The sequence below is a fragment of the Deltaproteobacteria bacterium genome, from assembly GCA_040223695.1.
Lineage (GTDB): Bacteria > Desulfobacterota_D > UBA1144 > Nemesobacterales > UBA2774 > JAVKFU01.
On sequence record JAVKFU010000018.1, the window covers coordinates 486,298 to 510,553 of the forward strand.

Below are 24,256 nucleotides of genomic sequence, written 5' to 3' on the forward strand. Positions count from 1 at the left end.
ACAGTGGTTGAGAAGCAGGGGGTTCCGTAGAAGTCGTCTATGAGTGCAGATTCTGTGCAGAAATTGTAGGATCGCACTATGTGCGTGAGTAGCTACTTTGCCATTCCGCCGTAGGAAACGGGTCTTGTATCACCGAACGCGTTAATAAGGGTATTCATGAATTCCTGTGTGTGTACGTCGCAGAAATGATAAGTGAGTGTCTCCCTTCCGCCGCGGCTGGAGACGGTGATTTGCTCGTAATGCCTGCCGCAGAGGTCTTTATGGCAAAGGGCGCATGATTTTATCCCTTGCCGTTCTCCTTCACTCTCGCAGCGGGTGCCGTCATCATGTACATAATCACATTGGTACATTTCTACTGTTATTGTTTTTTTAGACATTCACAGCCTCCCTTTATTGAACATTTAGATGCCGCCGGACAATTTCATTCGCACTATATATCGGATTCATATTTTATCTAACTCTACCAATTAAACTAAATTCATAAAGGTTAGTCAATATTGTTTTAGGGGAGGCGCGACTCCGGTTCGTTGGAACTGCAATTAAACCAGGCTGGTGCCATCGCCTATATTGGGCACATATTCGCCCTCTCCGAATTTTTCTATCACAGTGTTCATAAACTCATCCGAATGGTGCGAGCAGAAGTAGTAGAGGAAGCGCAGTCTCGTTCCCTGTAGAAGGCCCGTAGTGAATTGGCCCCCGGCTCTCAGGAACACGACAGTAGTTATGTGATAATGTGCTTTGCAAAGGTCTTTATGACATACATGGCAGCTTTTTACGGAATCTCTGTCGCCTTCATTGGCGCAACGCTCGCCGTCTTCAGCCTCGTGATCGCACTGGAATACTTCTAGTTGAATCTCTTTTTTCGACATTCGGGGTGTCTTGAAATAAGTACGGGAATTATTTTTATTCTATTAAACTAAATACGGTGAAATATGTCAATATTCTTTGTGGTTAGCACCTGTTCCCTAAGCGCTAGTTCAACGTTACGCCATAACCCGTCTGGGGTACGGGTCTCGTGTCCCCGAATTTACTGATAAGGTTTTCCATAAACTCATCTGTATGGTTTAAGCAAAAATAGTAGGTGAAGTGATCCCTAGTGCCCTGTAATGTAACGGTCGTGAGCTCGTAGTGCGCTATGCAGAGGTCTTTCCGGCAGATACCGCATGTTTTAATGGCCTCTTTATCTCCTTCCCTTTCGCAACGCTCTCCCTCCTCGTCCACATAATCGCACTGATATATTTCCCTGCTTACTGTTTTTTTGGACATTGATTCTCTCTCTGCCTGCCGGAGCCTGCCTGCTCTATGTTATTAAAATAAATCGGCGCCCATAAGTCAATACATTATCACAGGATGAAACCGATTCAATCCGGATTATTATCCGGGCGTGGGAATTGTCTTTGGCAGCTGAATAATCTCGGAATTAAATGCTTTCTTGAAAACATTGGCCTGGTAATGTATAAATTTTAGAATGATAACTCCACAGGACAGCCTCAAAGGGGCAATTAAATACCTTCAGACCAGATTCACCGGACGCCCCAAGCTGGTAAACCTCGAAATAACGAAACTTTGCAACGCGAAGTGCGACTTCTGCGACTACTGGCAGACCAGGCACGAGGAGCGAATCTACGACTACCGTCCCGTTATCGAGCTCATTAACCCGCTTGTCGTCGTGATCACGGGCGGGGAGCCCATGCTGAGAAAAGACCTGCCGGATATTGTGAGGCAGGTGAAGGAGTCCTCCTACTTTATTTTCACGTCGATGGTTACGAAGGGAGACCTTCTGACTGTGGACAAGGCACAGGAGCTTTTCGACGCGGGCATTAACCAGATAGCCATATCGCTCGACTTTCCGGGCAAGATGCACGACACGTATAGAGGAATTCCGGGCCTCTGGGACTATCTCTCCGAATTGCTTCCGGAGCTGGGAAGAAAATTCCCGAGGAGGCAGGTAACACTCAACACGATCATAATGGAAGACAACCTCGAATATATTCCAGAGCTTGCCCACAAAGCAAAAGAGTGGGGCGTGGCGATTTCCTTCAGCTCTTACTCCGTAATGAAGACGAATAACGAGACACATTTCGTGCCGCCCGAAGAAATCCAGAAGGTTCAAAACCTCGTGGACGAATTGATACGTCTGAGAAGGGAGTGGAAGGGAACTATACTTTCGACCGAATATTACCTGAGTGAGATTCCGAAGTACTTCACCGAGGGAGGCATTCCGGGCTGTACAGCCGGAATAAGCCATATACAGGTTACGCCGAGCGGCCACCTGAAAAGGTGCTCGGAGATGCCCGTTACCGCCCACTACTCTGAGTACAGGCCCGATCTCTACGATAAGACAAAATGTACCGCATGCTGGTACAGCTGCAGGGGAGAGACGCAGACCCCCGCCAATGTAAAACGCGCCCTTGAGTATATGGGCGTCTGGATTTGAGCTTACAGGATTAATCCCCTCCTTCCGGTTTAACACACACATAGAATACTTTCCGTTTTTTGCCTATGGAGTTAGTGGCGGAAACTATTTTCAGTCACCCTGAACTTGATTCAGGGTCTCGTCTTTGTTTTTAGTTCCCTCCTTGGGAAAAGGAAACGGTCCTGAGTGTCTCAAAGAACCGGACGCTCTCGCATAACAGGTTAAAACTTAAGACACAAAAATGATGAAACCTAGTCATCGAGATTTAAAACTAATAGCACCGGGGGGTGCTCCTACAGGTGAGTATGGTTCATCTAATCGCGGGGAGTGTTAATTAACTTTTAACCCGCCAGATGGTGCCTTCCGCCTTGTCTTCAAGCGTAATTCCCTGGTCGCTCAGGGAGTCCCTGATTTCATCGGCGCGCTCCCAGTTCTTCTCTTTTCTCGCTAACTCCCTTTCCCTGACGAGCTCCTCGATTTCTTCTTCGGTTATTCCGGTTGATTTCTGCTCGAGTTTTATGCCCTGCAGATATTCCGCGGGCTCGTATTCGAGTATTCCAAGCGCATCCCCGAAATGCCTGATTTCCTCAAGCGCATGTCCCAGGGCCGGTGTCCAGCCTCGTGAATCAATCGACCTGTTCACGGCGCGCGTAAGCTCGAACAGGTTGCCTATAGCGTCGGCGGTGTTGAAGTCGTCGCACATAGTCTCAATCCATTTCTCCCTGAACCGGGTTACCGCCCCGGCAAGCTCGGGATCATCGGCGCTTCCTTCCTTTCTGAGATCGCTTGCCCGCTTTAGAGTAATGTAGAGCCTTTCGAGCGCGGCGCCGGATTCTTCCATTGTAGTGTCCGAAAAGTCCGCGGGGTTCAGATAGTGGTGCGAGAGGAAAAAGAGCCTTATTACCTCCCTGTTCCATATCGATACGGCGTCTCGTACGTTCAATATGTTGCCGACGGACTTGGACATCTTTTCGCGGTTTATCTGAATGAGGCCGTTATGAATCCAGTACTTTGCGAACTCGCTTCCTGTCGCGGCTTCTGACTGCGCGATCTCGTTCTCGTGGTGTGGGAAAATCAAATCCCTCCCTCCTCCGTGTATGTCGAAGCTCTCGCCCAGGTATTTCATGCTCATTGTCGAGCATTCGATGTGCCATCCGGGGCGTCCCCTGCCCCAAGGGCTTTCCCAGAAGGGCTCCCCGGGCTTCGCCCCTTTCCAGAGCGCAAAATCGAGCGGGTCTTCTTTCTTTTCGTTTATGTCTATCCTTGTGCCGGCGAGCATGTCGTCCGGGTCTCTTTTAGAAAGCTTTCCGTAACCCTTGAACTTCTTTACGGAAAAGAAGACGTCGTCACCTGACTGATATGCGTAGCCGTTGTCCATAATCTTTCCGATAAGCTCAATGATTTCGGGAACGTGATCTGTTACTTTGGGCTCGATCGTAGGTTTCCTGACGCCTATGGACGCCATGTCTTCCCTGTATTCCTGTATATATCTTTCGGAAATCTCTTCCGCCGGGACACCCGTTTCGTTCGCCTTGTTTATTATCTTGTCGTCAATATCGGTGAAATTCCTGACGTATGTAACTTCATAGCCTATATGGGAAAGGAACCGTTCGATTACGTCGAATGTGACGGCCGCTCTGGCGTGCCCCAGATGGGCCGAGTCGTAGACCGTAGGGCCGCAGACATACATCTTAATCTTGTCCATGCCGTAAGGGGCGAGCTCTTCCTTCTTCTGGGTCATTGTATTATAAAGCGTTACTTTTTTCATATTTATGTCTTTTATCTCTTTGGGTGGTTCTCAGTTATGATTAACGATTCACCATGTCATTTGCTGACAGTAGCTATCGGTTTAAAGCGGCGGCAATTACGAATGCCCGGGTGTTTTACCCCGCTAAATAAGGTCCTCCCCTCCATCGACTTTTATCACGTTTCCCGTAAGCCAGTGTGTCTCAGGGACTGAGAGCGCTGCTATCGCCCGGGCAACATCTTCCGTAGTGGTGAGTCTGCCCGTGGGATTAGCCGCGAGAGCGTGCTCTATTATCTTGTCATTTCCGGGAATCTTGCTCAAGGCGGGGGTCTCCGTTACACCCGCCTGTATCGCGTTTGCCGTGATCTTATATTTGGCGAGCTCCACAGCGAGCTGGCGTATGTGTGACTCCAGAGCCGCTTTGGAAGCGGATACGGGGCCGTAGGTAGGCCATACCCTGTGACCGCCCGAGCTGGTCATGGCGAATATCCTTCCGCCTTCGACCATCATCTTCCTGCTCACTACTTCCTGAGTCCAGTAAACCAGGCTGTGCGCCATAACGTCAAGAGTCATATCCATGTTTTTATCGGATACTCGCAGCTTTTCGTCCTTGGCGATGTAGGGCTTGAGCGTGCCGAAAGCCAGAGAATGAATCAGCACCTTTATTCCGGAAGGACTCCCGTGCTCATCCAGAATTTGCTCGATCTCGTCCAGGGTCTCGGCCCGTTGCCCGGAATCCGCGGCGTTGATGTTGAAAAAACTTGCCTCCCTTCCTTTCTGCTTTATTTTCTCTTTTATCTCTTCAACCTTGGGCATGGTTGATTTCCTGTCGAGGTGTATCCCGAATATATTCATGCCGTGTGACGCAAGCTCAATCGCCGCGGCTTCACCGAAGCCGCTTGACGCGCCCAATATCAGTGCCCAGTTATTTTCCAACCCTTGTACCATGCCGGATTCCCCCTTTTCTGGTATGAAGTCTTAAAATTGCAGTAGAGATTCTACGTAGTTTAGTGGGAATTTCAAGGACTTATGGATGTTTGGACAAACCCTCATGGACACATCTTTATAACTGATTCCGGGGCGGTTATAATCTAGCTTTCAGAATATTGATTGCCGCATCTTGCTCTCAATAATACTCCAGCGGCGTAAAAAATGATTCCGGAGGGATACATGAGCCAGATTTACTACTCATCCGTATTAACCAGAGTCGGCGAGGTATTTGTAGTGGCCGGGGCAGACTGTGTGTCAAGAATTATCTTCGGCGAGAAGGCTTTCAGGGATTTTCGGGATAGCCTTAACGGGACCCGGGTTGTTGAAGGCGGGGCCGCCGAAAAAATGGCAAAAGAGCTTGCGCAGTATTTCGAAGGGAAGCTTTCGAGGTTCGAGACCGGCATAGATGTCCCCGAGGGTACACCTTTTCAGAGAGCGGTCTGGAAAAAGCTCCTCGATATTCCCTATGGGGAGGTAACTACCTACAGGGAGATTGCCGAGAGTGTGGGAAGGCCGGGCGCGGCAAGGGCGGTCGGTAACGCGGTAGGCGCGAATCCTCTGCCGATTGTCATCCCGTGCCACAGGGTGCTTGCGTCAAACGGGCTCGGCGGTTATACGGGAGGAATTGGAATCAAAAAGGACCTCCTCAGGATAGAGGGGGTGCTCTCGTAGGTGCATAAGGGGGTCGCGAAACTAATAGCGACATTTTTTTATGTAGGCCTTCTTCCATATGCTCCCGGCACGTGGGCGACAGCCGCTGCCATACCGTTTTACTACCTGATATCGGGAATACCGTATTATTTCTACATAGCCGTAACGGTCGTGGTTATTATCATCTCCGTCCGCGCTTCAGATGAAGTCGAGAAAATTTACGGAAAGGCGGATCCCGGTCAGATAGTAGCCGATGAGGTATGCGGGTACCTTGTCACGATGATACTCATTCCGCCCACTCTGACCAATATAATTATCGGTTTTTTCCTGTTCAGATTTTTCGATATGGTAAAGCCGCCTCCAGCGAGGCAGGCGGAGCGTCTGCCGGGAGGCCTGGGGGTTGTGATGGACGATGTCGTGGCCGGAATATTCGCGAATATAGTGCTTCAGATAATAATACTTTATTTGCTGTGAGCGCTTTTTTTCTTTTCGTGTTAAACTTTCCTCCTGCGCGTTTGAAAAACGCCTGATAGCGGTTTCAAGAAAGACATTTTCAGGGCTTAGATATCCGATCAGTTCCAAAATCGAAATAAACGAAATATGATAATCGAAGTCATTACAACAGGGGATGAATTGATGAGCGGCCTTACGCGGGACGGGAATTTCACGTGGGCGGGTCACTCTCTTTTCTCGTTAGGTTTTGAAATCGGCTATCATACCACCGTAGGGGATGACAGGGACAGGATCGAAGAAGCGTTAGGCATTGCGCGCAAGAGGGCCCATACGGTGATTGTGACGGGAGGGTTGGGGCCTACTCCGGACGATCTCACCGCCGAGGTCGCGGCCCGTCTTATCGGCGCGCCGCTTGAGTTAAACGATGGGACCCTGAGAACGATGGAGGAAAGACTCGGGTCGAGAGGGAGGTCTCTCACGGAGACTAATAAGAAGCAGGCCTATTTGCCCAAAGGCTCTAAAGTACTCATAAACCACTGGGGCACGGCGCCCGGTTTCAGCTTTGAATCGGAGCGGACGGTGTTTTATTTCCTCCCGGGAGTTCCAAAAGAATTTTACGCTATGATGGGGGAGTACGTCATCCCCGAGCTTTTACGGAGGGATAACGAAAGAAAGCCCTTCAGGTCGAAGCTTGTAAAGACATTCGGGCTACCCGAATCGGAGGTCGCCCGTATGCTGGAAGGCGCTCAAAGGGAGGGTGTCAAGCTTGGATACAGGTCTCATTTCCCCGAAATACACCTGCGTGTGTCCTCATACGGAGAGACGGAGCAGGATGCGGACGCTTTAATGTCGGAGTTCATGAGCGACATCAAAAGCCGTTTGAGCGAGTATATTTTCTCGACCGGGGGCGAGACGCTCGAGGAGGTAGTGGGAAAGCTCTTGAGGGAGAGCGGGAAAACGCTCGCTACGGCTGAATCGTGCACGGGAGGGCTTATCGCCCACAGGGTAACGAATGTCCCGGGAAGCTCGGACTATTTTCTGGAAGGAATCGTGTCTTACAGTAACGAAGCCAAGGAAAAAGTGCTTGGAGTGCCGCTGGATATGATCGAAGCGCAGGGAGCCGTAAGCGCGCCCGTTGTGGAAGCGATGGCCCGGGGGGTGAGAAATCTTGCGGGCTCGGATATAGGGGTTGCGGTGTCGGGAATCGCAGGGCCGGGCGGGGGATCTGCCGAAAAACCTGTGGGTACGGTGTTTATAGGTGTTGATAACGGCGAGCAGGGCTCTCCTTTTTCGGAGAAATTCCGATTTTACGGAACACGCGAGGATATAAAGCTTATCAGCTCCGAAAAAGCCCTTCAGATTATTATGAAAATTTTATTAAATAATGTATAATTTGGGAGATATTATGGCAAAACAAACAGTCGCGCAGGACGCATCGGAAAGAGAAAAAACAATAGAGCTTGCTATATCTTCGATCGAGAAGCAGCACGGCAAAGGGTCTATTATGAGGCTCGGCGCGGGCACACCGCTGCCCCAGCTTTCGGTAATCCCTTCAGGCTCCCTGGGTCTAGATATAGCGCTCGGCGTGGGGGGTTTTCCCAAGGGGCGTATAGTGGAGATATACGGACCGGAGGCGTCGGGAAAAACCACTCTTGCCCTCCACGTAATAGCGGAGGCCCATAAACAGGGAGGTATTGCCGCGTTCGTGGACGCGGAGCACGCTCTAGATCCGAATTACGCCAAGAGGCTCGGAGTAAAGGTGGACGAGCTGCTTATATCGCAGCCTGATTTCGGCGAACAGGCGCTTGAGATTGTGGATACGCTTATCAGGTCCGGCGCCGTTGACGTCATAGTGCTCGACTCGGTCGCCGCGCTCACTCCGAGGGCTGAGATCGAGGGCGAGATGGGAGACGCGCATGTGGGGCTTCAGGCAAGACTCATGTCGCAGGCCCTGAGGAAAATCACTGCCACAGTCGGCAGGTCCAATACACTCGTCATTTTCGTCAATCAGACGAGGATGAAGATCGGCACTCTCCCGTACATGAACCCCGAGACTACGAGCGGCGGAACAGCGCTTAAATTTTACTCTTCCGTGAGGATAGACGTCAGGCGTATAGGTTCGATAAAAGACGGAGACGAGGTTGCCGGAAACAGGGTGAGGGCGAAAGTGGTCAAGAACAAGGTATCCCCTCCATTCCGCGACGCCGAGTTCGATATTATGTTCGGAAACGGTATCTCGCAGACCGGTGAGATGGTAGACATAGGAACGAAACTTAACGTAGTGGAGAAAAGCGGTACATGGTTTTCATACGGAGGGGAGAGGCTCGGACAGGGCCGGGAGAACGCGAGGGCATTTCTCAAGGAAAATCCCGAAATAATGGATAAGTTAAAGAGCGAAATCCTGGAGAAAACCGGTCATTCAAAGAAAGAAAGGGCAGAGGAAGAGAAGACCGGGGAGAAGTAAATGGCATCGGTAAGCATCGAAGAGATCCTCCGTGGCGCAGTCAGGCTCGGGGCCTCTGATATACACATCGGGACCGGAAGGCCCCCGTTTCTGAGAGTCGAGGGGCGGCTTGCGCCCGTTAAGGGTGCTCCGAGGCTGTCGGCAGACGAAGTAAAGGAAATGGCGCACTCGATGATGAACGAGGGACAGCGTGAAAAGTTCGAAGGATCTTATGAGATGGACCTTGCCTACAGTATCGACGGTGTCTCGAGGTTCAGGGTGAACGTGTTTCAGCAGAGGGGGACGGTTTCGATTGCCATTAGGGCCATACCTATCAACATTCTTAATTTCGAAACGCTTAACCTCCCTTCCGTGATGGAAAAGATTGCCAATGAGGAGCGCGGGCTCGTAATAGTCACGGGAACTACTGGAAGCGGAAAATCCACCACGCTCGCGGCTGTTGTGGACTATATAAACAGGAATAAGCCCAGGCACATAATCACCGTAGAGGACCCGCTCGAATACACCCATCAGGATAAGACGAGTTATGTGAACCAGAGAGAGGTAGGAATTGATACTATGTCCTTCGCTAACGCGATGAGAGCCGCGCTCAGAGAGGACCCGGATGTAATACTCGTGGGTGAGATGAGGGATCTGGAGACAATGGAGATATGTCTTTCGGCTGCGGAGACGGGGCACCTCGTGCTTACGACGCTTCACACGCTGGACGCGATGGAGTCGATAAACCGTATGCTCACGATATTCCCCCCGCACCAGCATAATCAGGTAAGGTATCAGCTAGCTCAGGTTCTTAAGGCGATTATTTCGCAGAGGCTCGTACCCACGATTGACGGCAAGGGACGTGTGCCGGCGGCTGAGATACTTATAGCGACCGAGAGGATAAAGGACCTCATTTCAGATCCTGCCAAGACATATGAAATCAGACAGGCGATTCAGGAAGGCAGCCTTCACTATGGTATGCAGAGTTTCGATCAGTGCCTTTACAATCTTTTTAAGGACAATTTAATTACTTACGATGAGGCTATGAGGCAGGCGACAAACCGAAACGATCTTGCTATGAGGATCGAGGGAATCACATCCGGTTCCTCCTCACTCGTGACCGAAGAACAATACGGCAAACAAACATCGGGTTAACTTGTTGTACAGGGTTTATTTAATAATTCATCCAGGCTGTTTCACTAAAAAATACTATCCCGGCGCACTAATAATATTCGATAGACTCTGATATACTTCTTTTATAAAATATGAGAATACTGGCAATCGAGACTTCCACTTATTCGGGCAGTATAGCGGTTTCGAACGGGGAAGAAATCCTGGGGGAGTTTTACTTCAATATGGGTCCCTCCCATTCGGAGAAACTGGTTCCTTCGATCGACTGGCTGCTCTCCGGGCTGAAAATGGCAAAGTCGGAATTGGACGGCGTCGCGGTCTCTCTGGGTCCGGGTTCTTTTACGGCCCTTAGGGTTGGTATTTCCACGGCCAAGGGAATTGCGTACTCGCTGGGAATACCGGTAACAGGCGCCTCTTCTCTGGAGATTCTGGCGATGAACCTCCCTTTTTCCCGCTACCAGATCTGTTCGCTTATAGATGCCAGGAAGGGAGAGTATTTTGCGGCTCTTTTCAGATCGGATGACGGACGGATCGAAAGGATAGCCGAAGACAGAGCTTATTCACCCATGGGTTTGACGGAAATAATCAAGGAAAAAACAATATTTATAGGGGAAGGCGCTTTACTTTATAAAGATTTTCTGGAAGATAATCAGGTGGGGGGAAGGGAGCTGGCCGACTTCTGTCCCCCGTATTTGAACTATCCGAGGGCGTCTTCACTTGCGCTTCACGGGTCGGGGAGACTTGAAGAAGGACTCACGGAGGATTTATTCGGTCTTGCGCCGCATTATTTGAGAAAATCTGATGCGGAATTATCCACAAAGGGGAGATATCATGACAGAATCGGACATAATTGAGAAGCTTCTCGAGGGGGATGAGGAATTTAAGAGGATTTATTCCCAGCACAGAGAGCTTGACGAGGTTGTAAAAAGCTTGGAGAATAAGGGCTCTTTGACTCTGGACGATGAGGTTGAGGTGAGAAAGCTTAAAAAGATAAAGCTTTCGCTCAAGGATCAGATGGAAGCCAAGATAACGGAATTAAAGCACAAATAGATTAAATTAACTAAATATAAAGCATCGCGCGGTTTTCACTGATCGGGCAGTGCAGAATCAACGGGGGTAAATATAAAATGGCAAGAATGATTGGCGCCGAGATGTTTTTTGAAACTCTTATACACGAGGGCATCGACGTAGTGTTCGGGCTGCCGGGCGGCTACGTCCTTAAAGTGTACGACGTAATGCCCAAGTACGCCGACAGGATTAAACACGTTCTTGCCAGACATGAGCAGGGAGCGACACACATGGCCGACGGCTACGCGAGGGCATCCGGGAAACCCGGAGTTGTGCTTTGCACTTCAGGACCCGCAGCCACAAACACCGTTACGGGTATTGCGACCGCTCAGATGGATTCCTCCCCCATCGTCGTATTTACCGGGCAAGTCCCGCTTCCCTATCTTGGCAGCGATGCCTTTCAGGAAGCGGACCACATAGGTATTACAAGGCCGTGCACGAAGCATAACTATCTCGTCAGGAGGACTATAGACCTTCCGCGCGCGATGAAAGAGGCCTTCTACATTGCGGGCACCGGGAGGCCCAGCCCTGTTCTTGTCGATATGCCCAAAGACGTGCTTCTTGGGGAGGATGAGCTGGTAATCCCGGAATCGGTAAGCCTGAGAGGATATAAGCCGCCTAAAAAGGGCCATCCCGGTCAGATTAAACGCGCCGTTGAAATGATGCTTGCCGCCAAAAAGCCCCTAATATTCGGCGGCGGCGGCCTGATTTGGTCAGAGGCCACTCCGGAGCTGATAGAATTCGCCCACAGGCTTCAGGTTCCCGTTACTTCTACTCTGATGGGGCTCGGAGCTTATCCCCCGGACGATCCTCTCTTTATAAGCATGCTCGGAATGCACGGGTCTTACGCCGCAAACATGGCCGTACACGACTCTGACCTCGTTATCTCAATCGGAGCCAGGTTCGATGACCGCGCGACGGGCGGAAACTTCGAGAAGTTCGCTCCGAACGCGAAAATCGTACATATAGATATAGACCCGGCCACAATAGACAAGAACATAGTGGTTCACTGCCCCATAGTGGGAGACGCCAAAGAAGTCCTGAAGCAGATACTGGAACTACTTCCCGCCAAGATTAAAACGGACCGCAAGGAATGGCTCGGCCAGATAAAGGAATGGCAGAAAAAACACCCGCTGACCTACAATCAGAACGGCGACAAGATACTCACATCCTACGTTATCGATACTCTGAGCAAGATAACGGACGGGGAAGCCATAATCGTATCCGACGTAGGACAGCATCAGATGTGGGTAGCGCAGTACTACAAGTTCAAATACCCGAGAACCCATATTACGTCAGGCGGTCTCGGAACGATGGGATTCGGATTCCCCGCCGCGATGGGGGCCAAATTCGCTCGACCCGACAAGCTCGTCGTGAGCGTCTGTGGAGACGGGAGCTTCCAGATGAACTTCCAGGAACTCGCGACCGCTGTTGAGAACAAAATGGATCTCAAGATTTTGCTGCTCAATAACGGCCATCACGGTATGGTAAGGCAGTGGCAGACGATGTTTTATGACAGAAACTACTCCGCTTCGAAATTTGAAGTCCTGCCCGATTTCGTCAAGCTGGCTGAGTCCTTCGGGGCGAAGGGGCTGAAAGCGAAGAGGCCCGAAGACCTTGAGGCTACGCTTAAGGAAGGTCTTTCGACCGACGGCGTCGTTCTGATGGAGATATTCGTCGATTGCGAGGAGCTCGTGTACCCGATGATAGCCCCCGGGGGTGCTATGAATGAAATGATTCTCGGCGCCTCGGATGTAGCTTAATTTCACAAATTGGGTATACTGAGTGAACTTTTTTATATTTTAGGGTTCTCAATTGTCTCATTCCCCTATATAATGAAGGCTTTTACTCGATTATAACCGGAGGTTTATAAGTAGTGAGGCATACAATTACGCTTCTTGTCGATAATGAGTCAGGCGTGCTTTCCCGCATAGCCGGTCTGTTCAGCGCAAGGGGTTTCAACATAGAGAGCCTTAACGTTGCGGAAACTCTCGATCCTGAAACATCCCGAATTACTCTCGTTACGAGCGGTGACGATTTCATAATCCAGCAGATCATCAAAAGATTCAATAATATGGTGAACGTTATAAAGGTAAGCGATCTCTCTGATGAAGTGCGGGTAGAGAGGGAAATGGTGCTCGTCAGGGTGGAAGCGAAAGAGGGCAACAGAGCCGAGATACTGAGGACCGCCGATATATTCAGAGCGAAGGTGGTCGACGTAGGGCTTAAGTCCTATACATTCGAACTTACCGGTGACAAGGATAAAATCACCGCCTTTATAGAGCTGCTTCAGCCGATGGGTATTAAGGAGATTGCCCGCACCGGGACCGTTGCGATGAAGCGCGAGACAAAACTTCAAAAGAGAGGAGAGGAGAAATGAAGGTCTATTACGATAAGGATATAAATCAGAAGAAACTAAAAAAGAGAAAAATAGCAATAGTAGGTTACGGAAGCCAGGGCCATGCACACGCTCAGAACCTGAGAGACAGCGGGATGGATGTAGCTGTGGGGCTCAGAAAGGGCAGCGGAAGCTGGGAGAAGGCAAAAGAGGCCGGCTTTAAGGCGATGGAGGTTGATGAAGCCTCCAAATGGGCGGACATCGTTATGATACTGGCCCCTGATACGAGCCAGCCCGCTATATATAACGAGGGTATTTCAGAGAACCTGGACGCGGGCGACGCTGTGGCGTTCAGCCACGGGTTCAACATTCATTACGGACAGATCGTCCCGCCGCCGAATGTGGATGTATTCATGGTAGCCCCAAAAGCCCCGGGCCACACCGTAAGGGGTCAATACGCGGAGGGCGGGGGAGTGCCTATGCTTGTGGCGGTGCACCAGGACGCGACGGGCGAGGCAAAGGAGATTGCGCTTGCGTATGCTGGAGCCATCGGGGGAGGACGCGCGGGAATTATCGAGACTACGTTCAAGGATGAGACTGAAACCGACCTCTTCGGAGAGCAGGCGGTTCTCTGCGGAGGACTAACCGCGCTGATTATGGCCGGTTTTGAAACTTTGATCGAAGCCGGGTATCCGCCCGAGATGGCGTATTTTGAATGCTGCCATGAGGTCAAGCTGATAGTGGACCTGATATACGAGGGCGGCATTTCGAATATGCGTTATTCGATAAGCGACACCGCCAAATACGGGGACCTCACAAGGGGCCCCAGGGTAGTCGACCAGGACGCCAAGAAGGAAATGAAGAAGATACTTGCCTCCATACAGGACGGGGAGTTCGCAAGGGAATGGATTCTCGAGAACAGAGCGGGCCGTCCCGTTTACAACGCGCTGTTAAAGAAGGGAGAGGATCACCCTATAGAGGACATCGGCGGGCAGCTCCGTCAGATGATGAGCTCCCTCTTTAAAAAGAAACTGGTCGACAAGACTAAAAATTGATGGAACGAAAGCGGTCTCCCATAGCTTCCGAGGGATTCATTTATCTGGGCATCCTTGCCTTCCTTGCGTGGGCATCCGCTATCTTCGATTTCACCTTACTTTCATTTATATTCGCGCTTCTTACCGTCATAACACTCTTTTTCTTCCGTGACCCCGACAGGAAAATTCCGGATGAGGAGGACTCCGTAGTATCGCCCGCCGACGGCAGGGTGATAATGATAGAAGAGGTCTACGAGCGGGATTTCCTCGGGGAGCCGATGAGAAGGGTAAGCATATCGCTTGCGCTCTATGACTGTCATATAAACAGAATGCCTGTCGGAGGTAAGGTCATCGGGACCAAGTACTCGCCGGGTAGCTTCAACATAGCAAATATGCCCGAGTGGCTTTTCTCGGAAGGTATGAAGCGAAAGTCCGAGGACAACGAAAGGCTTTCGACTTTGATTGAGACAGGGGACGGTGAAAAACTCGTAGTGACGCAGATCGCAGGATTCCTCGCAAGGAGATTAGTGTCCTATGCCGATCTCGAAATGAAATTTAAAAAAGGCGAAAGGTACGGTATGATTAAGTTCGGGTCCAGGGTGGACCTTTATCTGCCCGAAGATTCTATTCTCGAAGTGGGACAGGGGGATAGAGTGAAAGCGGGAGAGAGCGTAATAGCTTGGCTTGACGGGAGCAGGGAATGAGAAGAAAAAAATCCAGGAGACAGAGGGTGATGCCGGTTCTGCCCAATATTTTCACTACTGGCAATCTTTCATTCGGACTCTTATCCATAATGACCTCGCTTCAGATCATGGAGGGATTAGCGGGCGGCGCTTCGCCTGAATGGCTTTTCCGAAAGTTCTGGTGGGCGGGTGCGTTTGTCGTAATCTCCTTCTTTTTTGATACCCTTGACGGAAAGCTTGCAAGGTTTATCAAGCACGAAAGCAATTTCGGCCTTTCCTATGATTCTCTCTCGGATCTCGTTTCATTCGGTGTGGCTCCCGGAGTTTTAATATACGTATGGACGCTCCTTGACGCTGGAAAGTTGGGGCATATGGCATTGCTGTTTTACATTGTTTGCGCCGCGCTCAGGCTGGCCCGTTTTAATGTTCAGTCGGGGGACGTGGAAAGGTTCAATTTTACGGGGCTCCCGAGCCCGATGGCCGCGGGGCTTATGGTATCCCCACTTATGCTGCTTTCTTCTCTGAACATAGAACCGGATGCGAGGGTAATGTGGTTTTATCTCATAGCAGCCCCGGTAATAGGGCTCCTTATGGTCAGCAATGTAAGATATTCCAAACGACCCACCGTCAGGCTGGGAGGTCCTTTCAACGCGCTTGTCGTTGCCGCGATAATAATAGCTGCCATAATAACAAACCCTGAGATAATGTTTATTTTTCTGGTTTATCTCTATGCGCTCTCGGGGCTTGCTTACTATGCGTACAGGCAACTAAAGAAGGAGTCCGAAGTTTCGGAAGAGGTACATTCCGGAAAAAGCGGATGAAAATTTATAATAATCGAACCCCTTTTGACCGATATACTATTTACATAATTTTGAGGATAATTGCTTGAACGGGGCATAATTCTCATTATCTTATTACGGGTAAAGTATTTCTGCCATTTCCGGGACAGGACTATTAAATTCACAAATGAGGATTTTCTGACATGGAGACAGGGTTGACGACGAATATCAAATTTCTTATGAGCCGGGTGCTCCCGGCAAGCCTGAAAAAATACCCCGGATTCAGGAGCGGTTCTGCGCTTATTGCCGCTCTTTTAATAATTTCCCTGGGCTTGACTGTAGTTTCATGCAACAGAGAGGAGAAAAAAATGGATAACGAAGCAAGTACGGTCAGAGAAACGACAAATGGCATAACGAAGTACCAGCTTGAGAACGGGATGACCGTAATTCTGGAGGAGAACCATTCCTCCCCTGTCGTAGCCGTAAACGTATGGGTAGAGACGGGAAGCGCATGCGAGAACGAAGGTGAGTACGGGCTCGCGCACGTGCACGAGCACATGGTTTTCAAGGGCACGGACAAGAGGGATGTGGGCGAGATAGCGAGAGTAATAGAAAGTAGCGGAGGCGACATAAACGCCTTTACCTCCTTCGATGAGACCGTTTATTATGTGGTGATAGCGAGCAGGTTCCTGGACACGGCGCTCGACGTTCTCTCAGACGCCATGGAAAACTCCGCATTCAACCCCGCGGAGCTCGAAAAGGAGCTTGAAGTCGTAGTAGAGGAGATAAGGCGGGGGAAGGATTCCCCCGGGAGGAACCTCAGTGAAATGATGTTCTCTACCGCTTTTTCCGAGCACCCGTACGGGAGACCTGTTATTGGCAGCATTGAGAGCGTAAGAAGCTTTGACAGGAAGAGAGTTACGGATTTTTATCACAAATGGTATGCGCCCAACAACATGATACTGGTTGTCGTGGGTGACTTCGACCCCGCGACAATTGAGCCCAAGATAGCGGGGACATTCGGAAAATTGAAAAGAAGAGAACTGCCTGAATGCAATATCGCCGGAGAGCCGGAGCAGGGCGGGATGAGGACATTCGTCATAGATAAGCCGCTTCAGGAGGGCTATTTTTCATTCGCCTATCATATCATGAACGCAAAGGGGGAGGATACGCCGGCGGTTGACGTAATGGCTAATATTTTGGGCGGCGGGGAGAGCTCGAGACTTTTCAGGAATATTAAAGAGGAAAAAGGGCTTGCTAACAATATTTATTCTTACGCTTTTACCCCCAAGAGAGAAGGAATACTCGCTGTGGGCGGAAGCCTTGACCCGGCTCGATCTGAAGAAGCGCTTGAGGAGATAATAAAGGAGATTAATAGACTCAAGTACGAGCCTGTAAGCGATGTTGAATTGTCGAGAGTAAAGGTGAATATACAAAGCGACGCTATCTACACAAAAGAGACGATGCAGGGGCAGGCGCAGAAGCTCGGATTCTTCGAGGTTGAAACCGACGATTTCAGATACGAGCAGGAATACCTGGACAAGGTGCGCAATGTAACCGCTGAGGACGTGATGCGCGTCGCTAAGAAGTACTTAACTGATGAGAATCTTACTGCGGGCTTTCTGCTGCCCACGGGCCAGGTGACGGTAACTGAAGACGATATCAAAACCACTGCCGCGCACGCTTCCGAGGAAGCCGCAAAAGAGTGGGGCAAAGAGGGGACCGTAGAGGCAGGGGCGGACGCATCGGACGGAACACTCGTTGAGGAAATAATACCTGTCGACGCCGGTAGCGGGGCCGCCGATTCCGTATCTGAGGATAATACGGAGAGTGAGGATAAAAAGCCTGCTCAGGCCTCAAAGGCGGAAGTGAAAAAATTCGTGCTCGACAACGGTATTACGGTACTCATAAAAGAGAACAGGAATATCCCTCTCTTTGCAGCGAGAGCAGCGTTTCTTGGAGGTGTGAGGTATGAGGAAGACTCGACAAACGGCGTATCCAACTTTGTATCCCGCATGCTGACAAGGGGAACGAAAACAAGAAGCGCCGCCCAGATAGCACAGGAGATCGAATCCATAGCAGGTGAGGTACAGGGTTTTTCAGGTAAAAACAGCTTCGGCGTTACTGTTGAATCCCTGAGTGATAATTTCGATGAGGCGATGGACATTTTTTCAGATGTCCTCCTTAACCCTTCCTTCGACCCGCAGGAGACCGACCGTGCGCGAAGAGAGATACTTGCCGAGATTAACAGACAGGGTGATAACCTGCTCAGAACAACTGTGAACATGTTTCTTGCCACCCTGTATAGCGAACACCCCTACAAATACGATACGCTCGGCACGGTCGAGACTGTAAGCGAATTCGACGGGAGCGACCTGAGTGAATTCTACCGGAAATATGCCCGCCCTGAGAACATGGTCATTTCGGTCGTCGGGGACGTGGGTGAAGAAGAGGTGCTTACGGCGGTAAAAGAAAAATTCGGGACTCTGAAAAGGGGCCGGTCACCCGCTCCTGAAATTCCGGAAGTCAACCCTCCGTCAGAAATAACGGAGAAGGTGGAAACAAAGCCTGAGAAGGCTCAGACACACATTATAATGGGGTTTCATGCTCCCACGCTCAAAGGCAAGGATCATTACGCATTCGAGGTGCTGAACACGATACTCTCGGGTCAGGGCGGAAGGCTGTTCATCGAATTACGAGATAAAAAGAGTCTCGCATACACAGTTACGTCTTTCTACACTCCCGGACTCGAACCCGGATATTTCGGCGTATATATAGGGACCGCTCCTGAAAAGGAACAGGAGGCGGTAAGCGCGATAAAGGAACAGCTCGAAGTCGTGCTTGATGAAGGCGTGACCGATGATGAGATGAAAAGAGCCCAGAACTATCTTGTGGGAAACTTCGAGATAGGGCTTCAGCAGAACTCCTCGCAGGCGGCGAAGATCACCTTCGACGAGCTTTACGGTATCGGTTGGGACGAGTACAAGAAATACCCGGAAGAGATATACGCGGTCACCAAAGAAGACGTGCAGAACGCCGCGAAGAAATATATAGATCTCGATAAGTACACGCTCGTTATAGTCAAGCCCGAAGAGGCTCCGAGCCAGGGGTAAGCGAATTTCTGCGTATTGCGTTTATCGGTGATTGGCAATATTCCACGGTTTACCAACCTGAAATTGGTACATTTCAGCTAATCCCGCATTGTCGAATCATGTTTTATTTGCCGCCCTGTCTGCAGTTAATAATTTTAAGTTGTTCTCCTTTAAATCCATGAAAAGCGCAGGATGAACAGGTGTCCAACGTACCGACTTGAAATTTTAAATTGGATTAGTGTATAATGGGGAGTTAAAGAGCCCGGGGGGACTAATCAGCTCCTGAAATGTCTCGTTAAAGGAGGATTTGATTAAAGAGGTATGGAGAGTCTCCCCCCCCAGGCCCAAGCTTTATTCCTATCATTATAGTATAGCTGAAAATTTCCGTCTGCAACCAATTTTCTAACTATCACCCGTTTTTTGCCAAAAATTATTAGCATTTACGGTGTCTTATTTACGTAGAATATTCACCTAGATGAAGTGAGGCGGCTGATGGACCTGGTGAAGAGCACAAGGGTTAATACGAAGCAGCTCATCACGCACCGCCTCTCGCTTGACGAAATAGAGGAGGCATATGAGCTGTTCTCATGCCAGATGGCGTTTTTTCATTTGGATAATTTCGCGGCTTCTTCCATAATAGGTTTAGGTCATGCTCGGTTGGGGATTGTTTATTGCTGCGTGACCGGAGCCGCTAATATACTAAAGTATATGGGAAGAATCATTTTAGTAGATTCTAAGAAGATATTGTAGAGTCCAGCTTATAACGCTCGATACCCAGTCTGCGCATTCTGGATTCAAGCGTCGTCGGTTTCAAGCCCAGTAGCTCGGCCGCTCCGGCTTTTCCTCTTATCCGCCAGTTTGTGGTATTCAAAATTTCAACGATGTGATTTTTTTCCAGCTCATTCAGAGATTTTGCCTTAATAGCGGACTGCCTCTCTACGCTGGGCAGATCAATATTAAGTTTGTCGTCCTTCGTGATAATAACAGCCCGTTCTATGACATTTCGCAGTTCTCTCACGTTTCCCGGCCACCTGTAATTTACCAGTGAATTCATCACTTTTTTGGGAATCTTGTGGATTTTTTTGCCCATTTTGTTTGAAAATTCCTTGACAAAGGCCTTAACCAGAATCTGGGTATCCTCCTTTCTTTCCCTGAGCGGAGGGAGTTTTATTGGAAAGACATTAAGCCTGTAATACAGGTCTTGCCTAAAGCTGCCCTCCTCGACTGCCTGTAGCATATCGCGGTTAGTGGCGGCGATGACCCTCGCGTCCACGCTGATTGTCGAGCTTCCGCCGATACGTTCGAACTGACCTGTTTGCAATACCCTCAGCAGCTTGCTCTGGAGCTCGAGGGGAAGCTCGCCGACTTCATCGAGAAAAATAGTTGATCCGTCAGCTACCTCGAACCGCCCCGCACGCCGGTAGGTAGCTCCGGTAAAAGCCCCCTTTTCATGACCGAAAAGCTCCGTTTCCACAAGGGTCGCAGGGAGAGTTGCGCAGTTTACCATTACCATCGGGCGCCCTTTGCGCGGACTCATATTGTGAATAGCGTGCGCCAGGAGTTCTTTGCCGGTCCCGGTCTCACCGAGAATAAGTACTGTGGACTCTGTATTCGCGACCTGCTCGGCAAGACTGAGAGCCGATTTAAGGGCTTTGCTCTCACCGTAAATCTCTCCGTAGTGGTATCGTAACTTTACCTCCTCCTGGAGGTATATATTTTCCTGCTCAAGCTGGTTCTTTAATTGTTCTATCTCCGAGAAGGCTTTCTGAAGCTTGTCCTCAGAAAGTTTACGCTCGGTTACGTCCCTGGAGGAAATGACTATTCTCAGTTCGCCGCTTGAGGTCCAAAACGGCCTGCCGGTGCTCTCCAGCCATACCCACTTCCCGTTTTTAGTTTTATATCTGTAAATGAGAGAGTGCTCGGATTCCAGATACTTTTCAATCGCTCTCTCGCCTTTTATCCATAATTCACGGATTTTCTGGTGATCGACATTGGCAAAATTATTGTCTGTAAGAATATCGTCAACATTGAGTCCCAGCGAGTTTATTATGTTTAAAGCTATTCTCCGGAAATTCGATAAAACTTCCTGAGTGTCATCAGGGTGGATATTCTCAAAAATACTGTTACCTATGAGCTCTTCCTGCTCATAACCTAACGCTGTTGTATGATTTGGACTGACATATAGGAATTTGCAATCGGGACTGATTTCGATTATTAAATCATATGTGTTTTCCACGAGCGCTCGATACCTTTCTTCCACCTCTTTCCTCCTGTCTTCCGCCAGTTTGCGCTCGGTTATGTCTCGGGAGGATATAACTCCTCGAATTTCCCCATTCGCATCCCGGTAAGCTCTTCCGGTACTTTCAAGCCAGCGTAAATTGCCGTCTTTACGTTTGCACCTGTAGCGGGCTGTTTGAATAGCTTCCCCTGTGGAGGCGGCTCTCCGGAATGCGGCGGCAATATTCATACGGTCATCCTCGTAAACCAGATCCAGGCAATTCATTCCGATCATTTCTTCAGGCCCGTAACCTAATAGTTCTTTATGGCGGGGATTGGCATATGAGATATTGCCCAGAATGTCCGTTTCGATGATCAGATTATAAGTGTTTTCAACGATAGTACGGTACCGTTCTTCCGCCTCGCGCTTGTCATCTTCGGCTTTTTTTTGCTCTGTGACGTCTTCACAAGCTACTAGAGCGACTTTGCTCCCGCCTGCATCAATAACGCAGCGTGCAAGCTCGTTAACCCATATAACGCTTCCGTTCTTACAGACCTTGCGAAGCTTCCATCTGAAAATCTGGTCGGGGTTTTCAAAACAATTAATGAGCTGCTCTTTTATTTTTGGTTTGTCTTCTTCGTGAAATACCGAGACTACTGAGCACCCTATCAATTCCTCCTCGGTGTAGCCCAGCTTCTCTACTCCATTCCTATTCACGGAAAGAACATTTCCATCTTCATTAATGGTGAAATACATAGAAGGGTTTTCCTGATACAATGTGCGGTAGCGTTCCTCGCTATTTCTGAGTGCTTCCGCGTCCCTGCTTTTATTTATGGCAATTTCAATTTGTTCTCCGACGACTTCCAGGAGATTGATATCGTCCTTATCGAACGCGTTTTTGTTTAATGAATGCACATCAATGCATCCGATTGTGTTGCCTTGCGCCGTAAGCGGTATGGCTACATAACTCTTCGTCCCGACTTCTTTCCCGGCGGGGCCTATCACACTGTCATTCTCCGCATCGGGGCAATGAACTACTTTGTCCTCGTTTATACAAGCCCAGGTAAACCCCACGGGTTTCGGTATTCTCATGATTCTTTCCAGGAACCATTCGGGATATCCTCTGTGAGCTTTCATGACTGCATGTTCGCCCTCGACAAAATAAATTGACACATGGTCCGCCACCTCGATATTCGAGCACATCGATTCGACAGCGTTTTCAAGAACTTCCTGTAATTCCGTCGATTGGTTTACACTCTGCGTAACCGTACATACAATTTCCTCATAACGGTTTTTCCTAGAGAGCCGTTCGAGATTCTCCTTGAGGGACTCGGCCTGTTTCGCATTATTGATGGCGGTTTCAATCTGGTTAGAAACAATTTTTAAAAGTCTGATTTCTTCATCATCAAAAGAATCTTCTTCGGTGGATGCAATAGCAATCACGCCTACAGTTTCATTCGATGAAATCAGCGGAACGGCCAAATAACTTTTCTGCCCAAGGGTCCTTCCGGCATTACCGATGATTTTATCTTCGTCGATATTAGAAACATATCTGCATTTTCCTTCCAGAATCGTGTGCCAGACTGCTCCTTTGCCGAAGGGAATTCTGCCTGCTTTTCTAATATACTCCTCGGTCAGACCCCTATTTGTTTGTAGAACGGCGGTGTCATGTTCCACAAAATATGTCATGACAACGCTGGCGTTTTCAACATTTTTACTAATAACATCCACTGCATTCTCCAGTACTTCGTTCAGGTCTAGAGATTGGTGAACTATTCTTGTAACCGTACTTATAATTTCCTCATAACGGTTTTTTCTGGATAATTGCTCAACGTTCGACCTCAGGGCGTCTTCGGCTTTCTTACGTACCTCGATTTCGGATTTAAGCTTTTTGTTGAGCTCTACGAGTTCGGCGGTTCTTTCCGCGATCTTGATTTCAAGCTCGTTATAGGTTTTTTTAAGCTCGTCCTTCGCTTTTTTGCGCTCGGTAATATCATTCAGAATCCCCACAAAGTGAGTAAGAGAGCCGGAATCATCTCTGACCGGAGCGACTATAAGTTCGTTCCAGAAGAGCGTTCCGTCTTTTTTGTAATTTCTGAGCAAGCCGTTAAATGGTTTCCCCTTTTCGAGAGCGGCTCTCAGTTCCGTAAGGGCTTCCTGATCTGTGTCGGTTCCCTGAAGAAACCGGCAGTTTTTGCCGATAACCTCTTCGCGTGCATAGCCGGTCATTTTCAAAAAGGCGGCATTGCAATTATTAACTGGATAGTCGTCTTCATCTGTGCCGGTAACTATGATGCCGTTAGTTATGGTTTCGAAAGCGAGGTCCCTAATCCTTTTTATTCCTTCCAGTTCTTTTCTCCCGGTTATGTCTTCTGAAATGCCCAGAAGGTATTTGGATTTGTTGTTCTCATCTTTTATAGCTATTTTCTTAGTATGGAGTATTCGCAGACCTTTATCTTTTGTGTGTATAGGCTCTTCCTCGATTTCAAGGACTTTTCCTGACCGAAGCACTTCCCTGTCCTTTGCCATAAAGAAATCGGCTTGTTCTTTATGAAAGATATCGTAATCATTTTTACCGAGGAGATCGTTGCTCGTATAGCCGATCAGTTCCTCGCCCGCCCTGTTTAATCTGACAAAACGGAGATTTTCCGCCTCCTTCAAAAAAATCATGTCGGCAATGTTTTCTATGATGGAGTCGAAAAACAATTTGTTTTCGTAGAACTCCGTTTCAGCTTTTTTCAGCTCCGAAATATCGTCTATGACGCACAGTATCAGGCGCTCGTCATCGAATTCGAGAAGTTTAGTGTGAACACATGCGGGGAAGGTCTCACGGTTTTTCTTCTTAAGGATGAGCTCACAGTTTGTCGAGCCGTTTTTCAATGTCTCTTCAATTATTTTGCCGTGTGCGTTAAGTGTTTCAGAGGTTTGTAGAGCGGTGATGTTTAAAGAATCTATTTCATTCGCAGAATAACCGAATACCTCAATGAATTTATCATTTACTTCATAGATATTTCCTTCACGGTCATGTAGGAGTACAATGATATTTAGTTTGTAGAATATTTCTCTATAGTTATCAATAGCTAACGATAACGCTTTCGATTGAGCTTTATTGTTTTCAGCCATTCGGTTATACCCCTGCTACATAGAATACGTTTACAATCATTATACTATAAAAGTTCTCTCCGAATGTCTAGAAATGTACTATAGAAAAAC

Annotated in this window: 21 protein-coding genes; 15 read left to right on the forward strand and 6 right to left on the reverse strand. The window is 49.0% G+C overall.

The annotated features are described in order from the left end of the window. Window positions 1-92: 92 nt before the first annotated feature. From RIG61_11265 to RIG61_11275, 3 genes are all read right to left on the reverse strand, one after another. Window positions 93-377: a hypothetical protein gene (locus tag RIG61_11265; protein ID MEQ9619738.1), complete on the reverse strand. Its 285-nt coding sequence runs from the start codon at window positions 375-377 to the stop codon at window positions 93-95. Window positions 378-539: 162 nt separating this feature from the next. Beyond that, window positions 540-869: a hypothetical protein gene (locus tag RIG61_11270; protein ID MEQ9619739.1), complete on the reverse strand. Its 330-nt coding sequence runs from the start codon at window positions 867-869 to the stop codon at window positions 540-542. A 103-nt stretch (window positions 870-972) separates the two neighbouring features. Next, window positions 973-1,266 carry a hypothetical protein gene (locus RIG61_11275; protein ID MEQ9619740.1) on the reverse strand — a complete coding sequence of 98 codons (294 nt, stop codon included), beginning with the start codon at window positions 1,264-1,266 and terminating at the stop codon, window positions 973-975. Between the two features lie 202 nt (window positions 1,267-1,468). Between RIG61_11275 and RIG61_11280 the strand changes: the two genes are divergently transcribed. Next, window positions 1,469-2,437 carry a radical SAM protein gene (locus RIG61_11280; GenBank protein MEQ9619741.1) on the forward strand — a complete coding sequence of 323 codons (969 nt, stop codon included), beginning with the start codon at window positions 1,469-1,471 and terminating at the stop codon, window positions 2,435-2,437. Between the two features lie 313 nt (window positions 2,438-2,750). On the opposite strand, the gene cysS is transcribed toward RIG61_11280, so the two are convergent. Then, on the reverse strand, window positions 2,751-4,184 hold the full coding sequence (gene cysS / locus RIG61_11285; GenBank protein ID MEQ9619742.1) for a cysteine--tRNA ligase: 1,434 nt from the start codon (window positions 4,182-4,184) through the stop codon (window positions 2,751-2,753). Window positions 4,185-4,307: 123 nt separating this feature from the next. Continuing rightward, entirely contained in the window at window positions 4,308-5,111 is an 804-nt protein-coding gene (locus RIG61_11290; protein MEQ9619743.1) for an SDR family oxidoreductase, read from the reverse strand. 222 nt (window positions 5,112-5,333) lie between these two features. Here RIG61_11290 and RIG61_11295 point away from each other — a divergent pair, with 222 nt between their 5' ends. The 14 genes from RIG61_11295 (at window position 5,334) to RIG61_11360 (ending at window position 19,575) form a co-directional block, all read left to right on the forward strand. Then, entirely contained in the window at window positions 5,334-5,825 is a 492-nt protein-coding gene (locus RIG61_11295; protein ID MEQ9619744.1) for a methylated-DNA--[protein]-cysteine S-methyltransferase, read from the forward strand. Then, window positions 5,826-6,278: a phosphatidylglycerophosphatase A gene (locus RIG61_11300; protein MEQ9619745.1), complete on the forward strand. Its 453-nt coding sequence runs from the start codon at window positions 5,826-5,828 to the stop codon at window positions 6,276-6,278. A gap of 126 nt (window positions 6,279-6,404) precedes the next feature. Beyond that, window positions 6,405-7,649 (forward strand): competence/damage-inducible protein A, encoded by a 1,245-nt coding sequence (locus RIG61_11305; GenBank protein MEQ9619746.1) that lies wholly within the window; start codon window positions 6,405-6,407, stop codon window positions 7,647-7,649. 13 nt (window positions 7,650-7,662) lie between these two features. After that, entirely contained in the window at window positions 7,663-8,721 is a 1,059-nt protein-coding gene (gene recA / locus RIG61_11310) for a recombinase RecA (GenBank protein ID MEQ9619747.1), read from the forward strand. Further along, window positions 8,722-9,855, forward strand: coding sequence for a type IV pilus twitching motility protein PilT (locus tag RIG61_11315; protein ID MEQ9619748.1), 1,134 nt, complete (start codon window positions 8,722-8,724; stop codon window positions 9,853-9,855). Window positions 9,856-9,965: 110 nt separating this feature from the next. Further along, window positions 9,966-10,685: a tRNA (adenosine(37)-N6)-threonylcarbamoyltransferase complex dimerization subunit type 1 TsaB gene (gene tsaB, locus RIG61_11320; GenBank protein MEQ9619749.1), complete on the forward strand. Its 720-nt coding sequence runs from the start codon at window positions 9,966-9,968 to the stop codon at window positions 10,683-10,685. Then, window positions 10,663-10,881: a DUF465 domain-containing protein gene (locus RIG61_11325; GenBank protein ID MEQ9619750.1), complete on the forward strand. Its 219-nt coding sequence runs from the start codon at window positions 10,663-10,665 to the stop codon at window positions 10,879-10,881. The genes tsaB and RIG61_11325 overlap by 23 nt, the downstream gene beginning before the upstream one ends. Before the next feature lie 77 nt (window positions 10,882-10,958). Then, the gene (gene ilvB / locus RIG61_11330; GenBank protein MEQ9619751.1) at window positions 10,959-12,662 is read left to right on the forward strand and encodes a biosynthetic-type acetolactate synthase large subunit; all 1,704 of its coding nucleotides are present in this window, start codon (window positions 10,959-10,961) and stop codon (window positions 12,660-12,662) included. Window positions 12,663-12,775: 113 nt separating this feature from the next. Next, on the forward strand, window positions 12,776-13,279 hold the full coding sequence (gene ilvN / locus RIG61_11335) for an acetolactate synthase small subunit (protein ID MEQ9619752.1): 504 nt from the start codon (window positions 12,776-12,778) through the stop codon (window positions 13,277-13,279). Further along, complete coding sequence (ilvC, locus tag RIG61_11340) at window positions 13,276-14,292, forward strand: ketol-acid reductoisomerase (protein ID MEQ9619753.1); 1,017 nt, start codon at window positions 13,276-13,278, stop codon at window positions 14,290-14,292. The genes ilvN and ilvC overlap by 4 nt, the downstream gene beginning before the upstream one ends. Further along, window positions 14,292-14,975: a phosphatidylserine decarboxylase gene (locus tag RIG61_11345; protein ID MEQ9619754.1), complete on the forward strand. Its 684-nt coding sequence runs from the start codon at window positions 14,292-14,294 to the stop codon at window positions 14,973-14,975. Before ilvC ends, RIG61_11345 begins: the two co-directional genes overlap by 1 nt. Then, entirely contained in the window at window positions 14,972-15,775 is an 804-nt protein-coding gene (gene pssA / locus RIG61_11350; protein MEQ9619755.1) for a CDP-diacylglycerol--serine O-phosphatidyltransferase, read from the forward strand. The genes RIG61_11345 and pssA overlap by 4 nt, the downstream gene beginning before the upstream one ends. A 161-nt stretch (window positions 15,776-15,936) precedes the next feature. After that, entirely contained in the window at window positions 15,937-18,846 is a 2,910-nt protein-coding gene (locus RIG61_11355; protein MEQ9619756.1) for a pitrilysin family protein, read from the forward strand. Window positions 18,847-19,317: 471 nt separating this feature from the next. Beyond that, complete coding sequence (locus RIG61_11360; GenBank protein ID MEQ9619757.1) at window positions 19,318-19,575, forward strand: hypothetical protein; 258 nt, start codon at window positions 19,318-19,320, stop codon at window positions 19,573-19,575. Here the strand turns inward: RIG61_11360 and RIG61_11365 are convergent. Next, window positions 19,559-24,166 (reverse strand): PAS domain S-box protein, encoded by a 4,608-nt coding sequence (locus RIG61_11365; protein ID MEQ9619758.1) that lies wholly within the window; start codon window positions 24,164-24,166, stop codon window positions 19,559-19,561. The two genes, RIG61_11360 and RIG61_11365, sit on opposite strands and share 17 nt — an antisense overlap. Window positions 24,167-24,256: the final 90 nt, after the last annotated feature.

Excerpts from the sequence above, each read along its gene's own strand:
- RIG61_11265 (MEQ9619738.1), bottom strand. The coding sequence starts at position 377 with ATGTCTAAAAAAACAATAACAGTAGAAATGTACCAATGTGATTATGTA.
- RIG61_11270 (MEQ9619739.1), bottom strand. The coding sequence starts at position 869 with ATGTCGAAAAAAGAGATTCAACTAGAAGTATTCCAGTGCGATCACGAG.
- RIG61_11275 (MEQ9619740.1), bottom strand. The coding sequence starts at position 1,266 with ATGTCCAAAAAAACAGTAAGCAGGGAAATATATCAGTGCGATTATGTG.
- RIG61_11280 (MEQ9619741.1), top strand. The coding sequence starts at position 1,469 with ATGATAACTCCACAGGACAGCCTCAAAGGGGCAATTAAATACCTTCAG.
- cysS (MEQ9619742.1), bottom strand. The coding sequence starts at position 4,184 with ATGAAAAAAGTAACGCTTTATAATACAATGACCCAGAAGAAGGAAGAG.
- RIG61_11290 (MEQ9619743.1), bottom strand. The coding sequence starts at position 5,111 with ATGGTACAAGGGTTGGAAAATAACTGGGCACTGATATTGGGCGCGTCA.
- RIG61_11295 (MEQ9619744.1), top strand. The coding sequence starts at position 5,334 with ATGAGCCAGATTTACTACTCATCCGTATTAACCAGAGTCGGCGAGGTA.
- RIG61_11305 (MEQ9619746.1), top strand. The coding sequence starts at position 6,405 with ATGATAATCGAAGTCATTACAACAGGGGATGAATTGATGAGCGGCCTT.
- recA (MEQ9619747.1), top strand. The coding sequence starts at position 7,663 with ATGGCAAAACAAACAGTCGCGCAGGACGCATCGGAAAGAGAAAAAACA.
- RIG61_11315 (MEQ9619748.1), top strand. The coding sequence starts at position 8,722 with ATGGCATCGGTAAGCATCGAAGAGATCCTCCGTGGCGCAGTCAGGCTC.
- tsaB (MEQ9619749.1), top strand. The coding sequence starts at position 9,966 with ATGAGAATACTGGCAATCGAGACTTCCACTTATTCGGGCAGTATAGCG.
- RIG61_11325 (MEQ9619750.1), top strand. The coding sequence starts at position 10,663 with ATGACAGAATCGGACATAATTGAGAAGCTTCTCGAGGGGGATGAGGAA.
- ilvB (MEQ9619751.1), top strand. The coding sequence starts at position 10,959 with ATGGCAAGAATGATTGGCGCCGAGATGTTTTTTGAAACTCTTATACAC.
- ilvC (MEQ9619753.1), top strand. The coding sequence starts at position 13,276 with ATGAAGGTCTATTACGATAAGGATATAAATCAGAAGAAACTAAAAAAG.
- RIG61_11345 (MEQ9619754.1), top strand. The coding sequence starts at position 14,292 with ATGGAACGAAAGCGGTCTCCCATAGCTTCCGAGGGATTCATTTATCTG.
- pssA (MEQ9619755.1), top strand. The coding sequence starts at position 14,972 with ATGAGAAGAAAAAAATCCAGGAGACAGAGGGTGATGCCGGTTCTGCCC.
- RIG61_11355 (MEQ9619756.1), top strand. The coding sequence starts at position 15,937 with ATGGAGACAGGGTTGACGACGAATATCAAATTTCTTATGAGCCGGGTG.
- RIG61_11360 (MEQ9619757.1), top strand. The coding sequence starts at position 19,318 with ATGGACCTGGTGAAGAGCACAAGGGTTAATACGAAGCAGCTCATCACG.
- RIG61_11365 (MEQ9619758.1), bottom strand. The coding sequence starts at position 24,166 with ATGGCTGAAAACAATAAAGCTCAATCGAAAGCGTTATCGTTAGCTATT.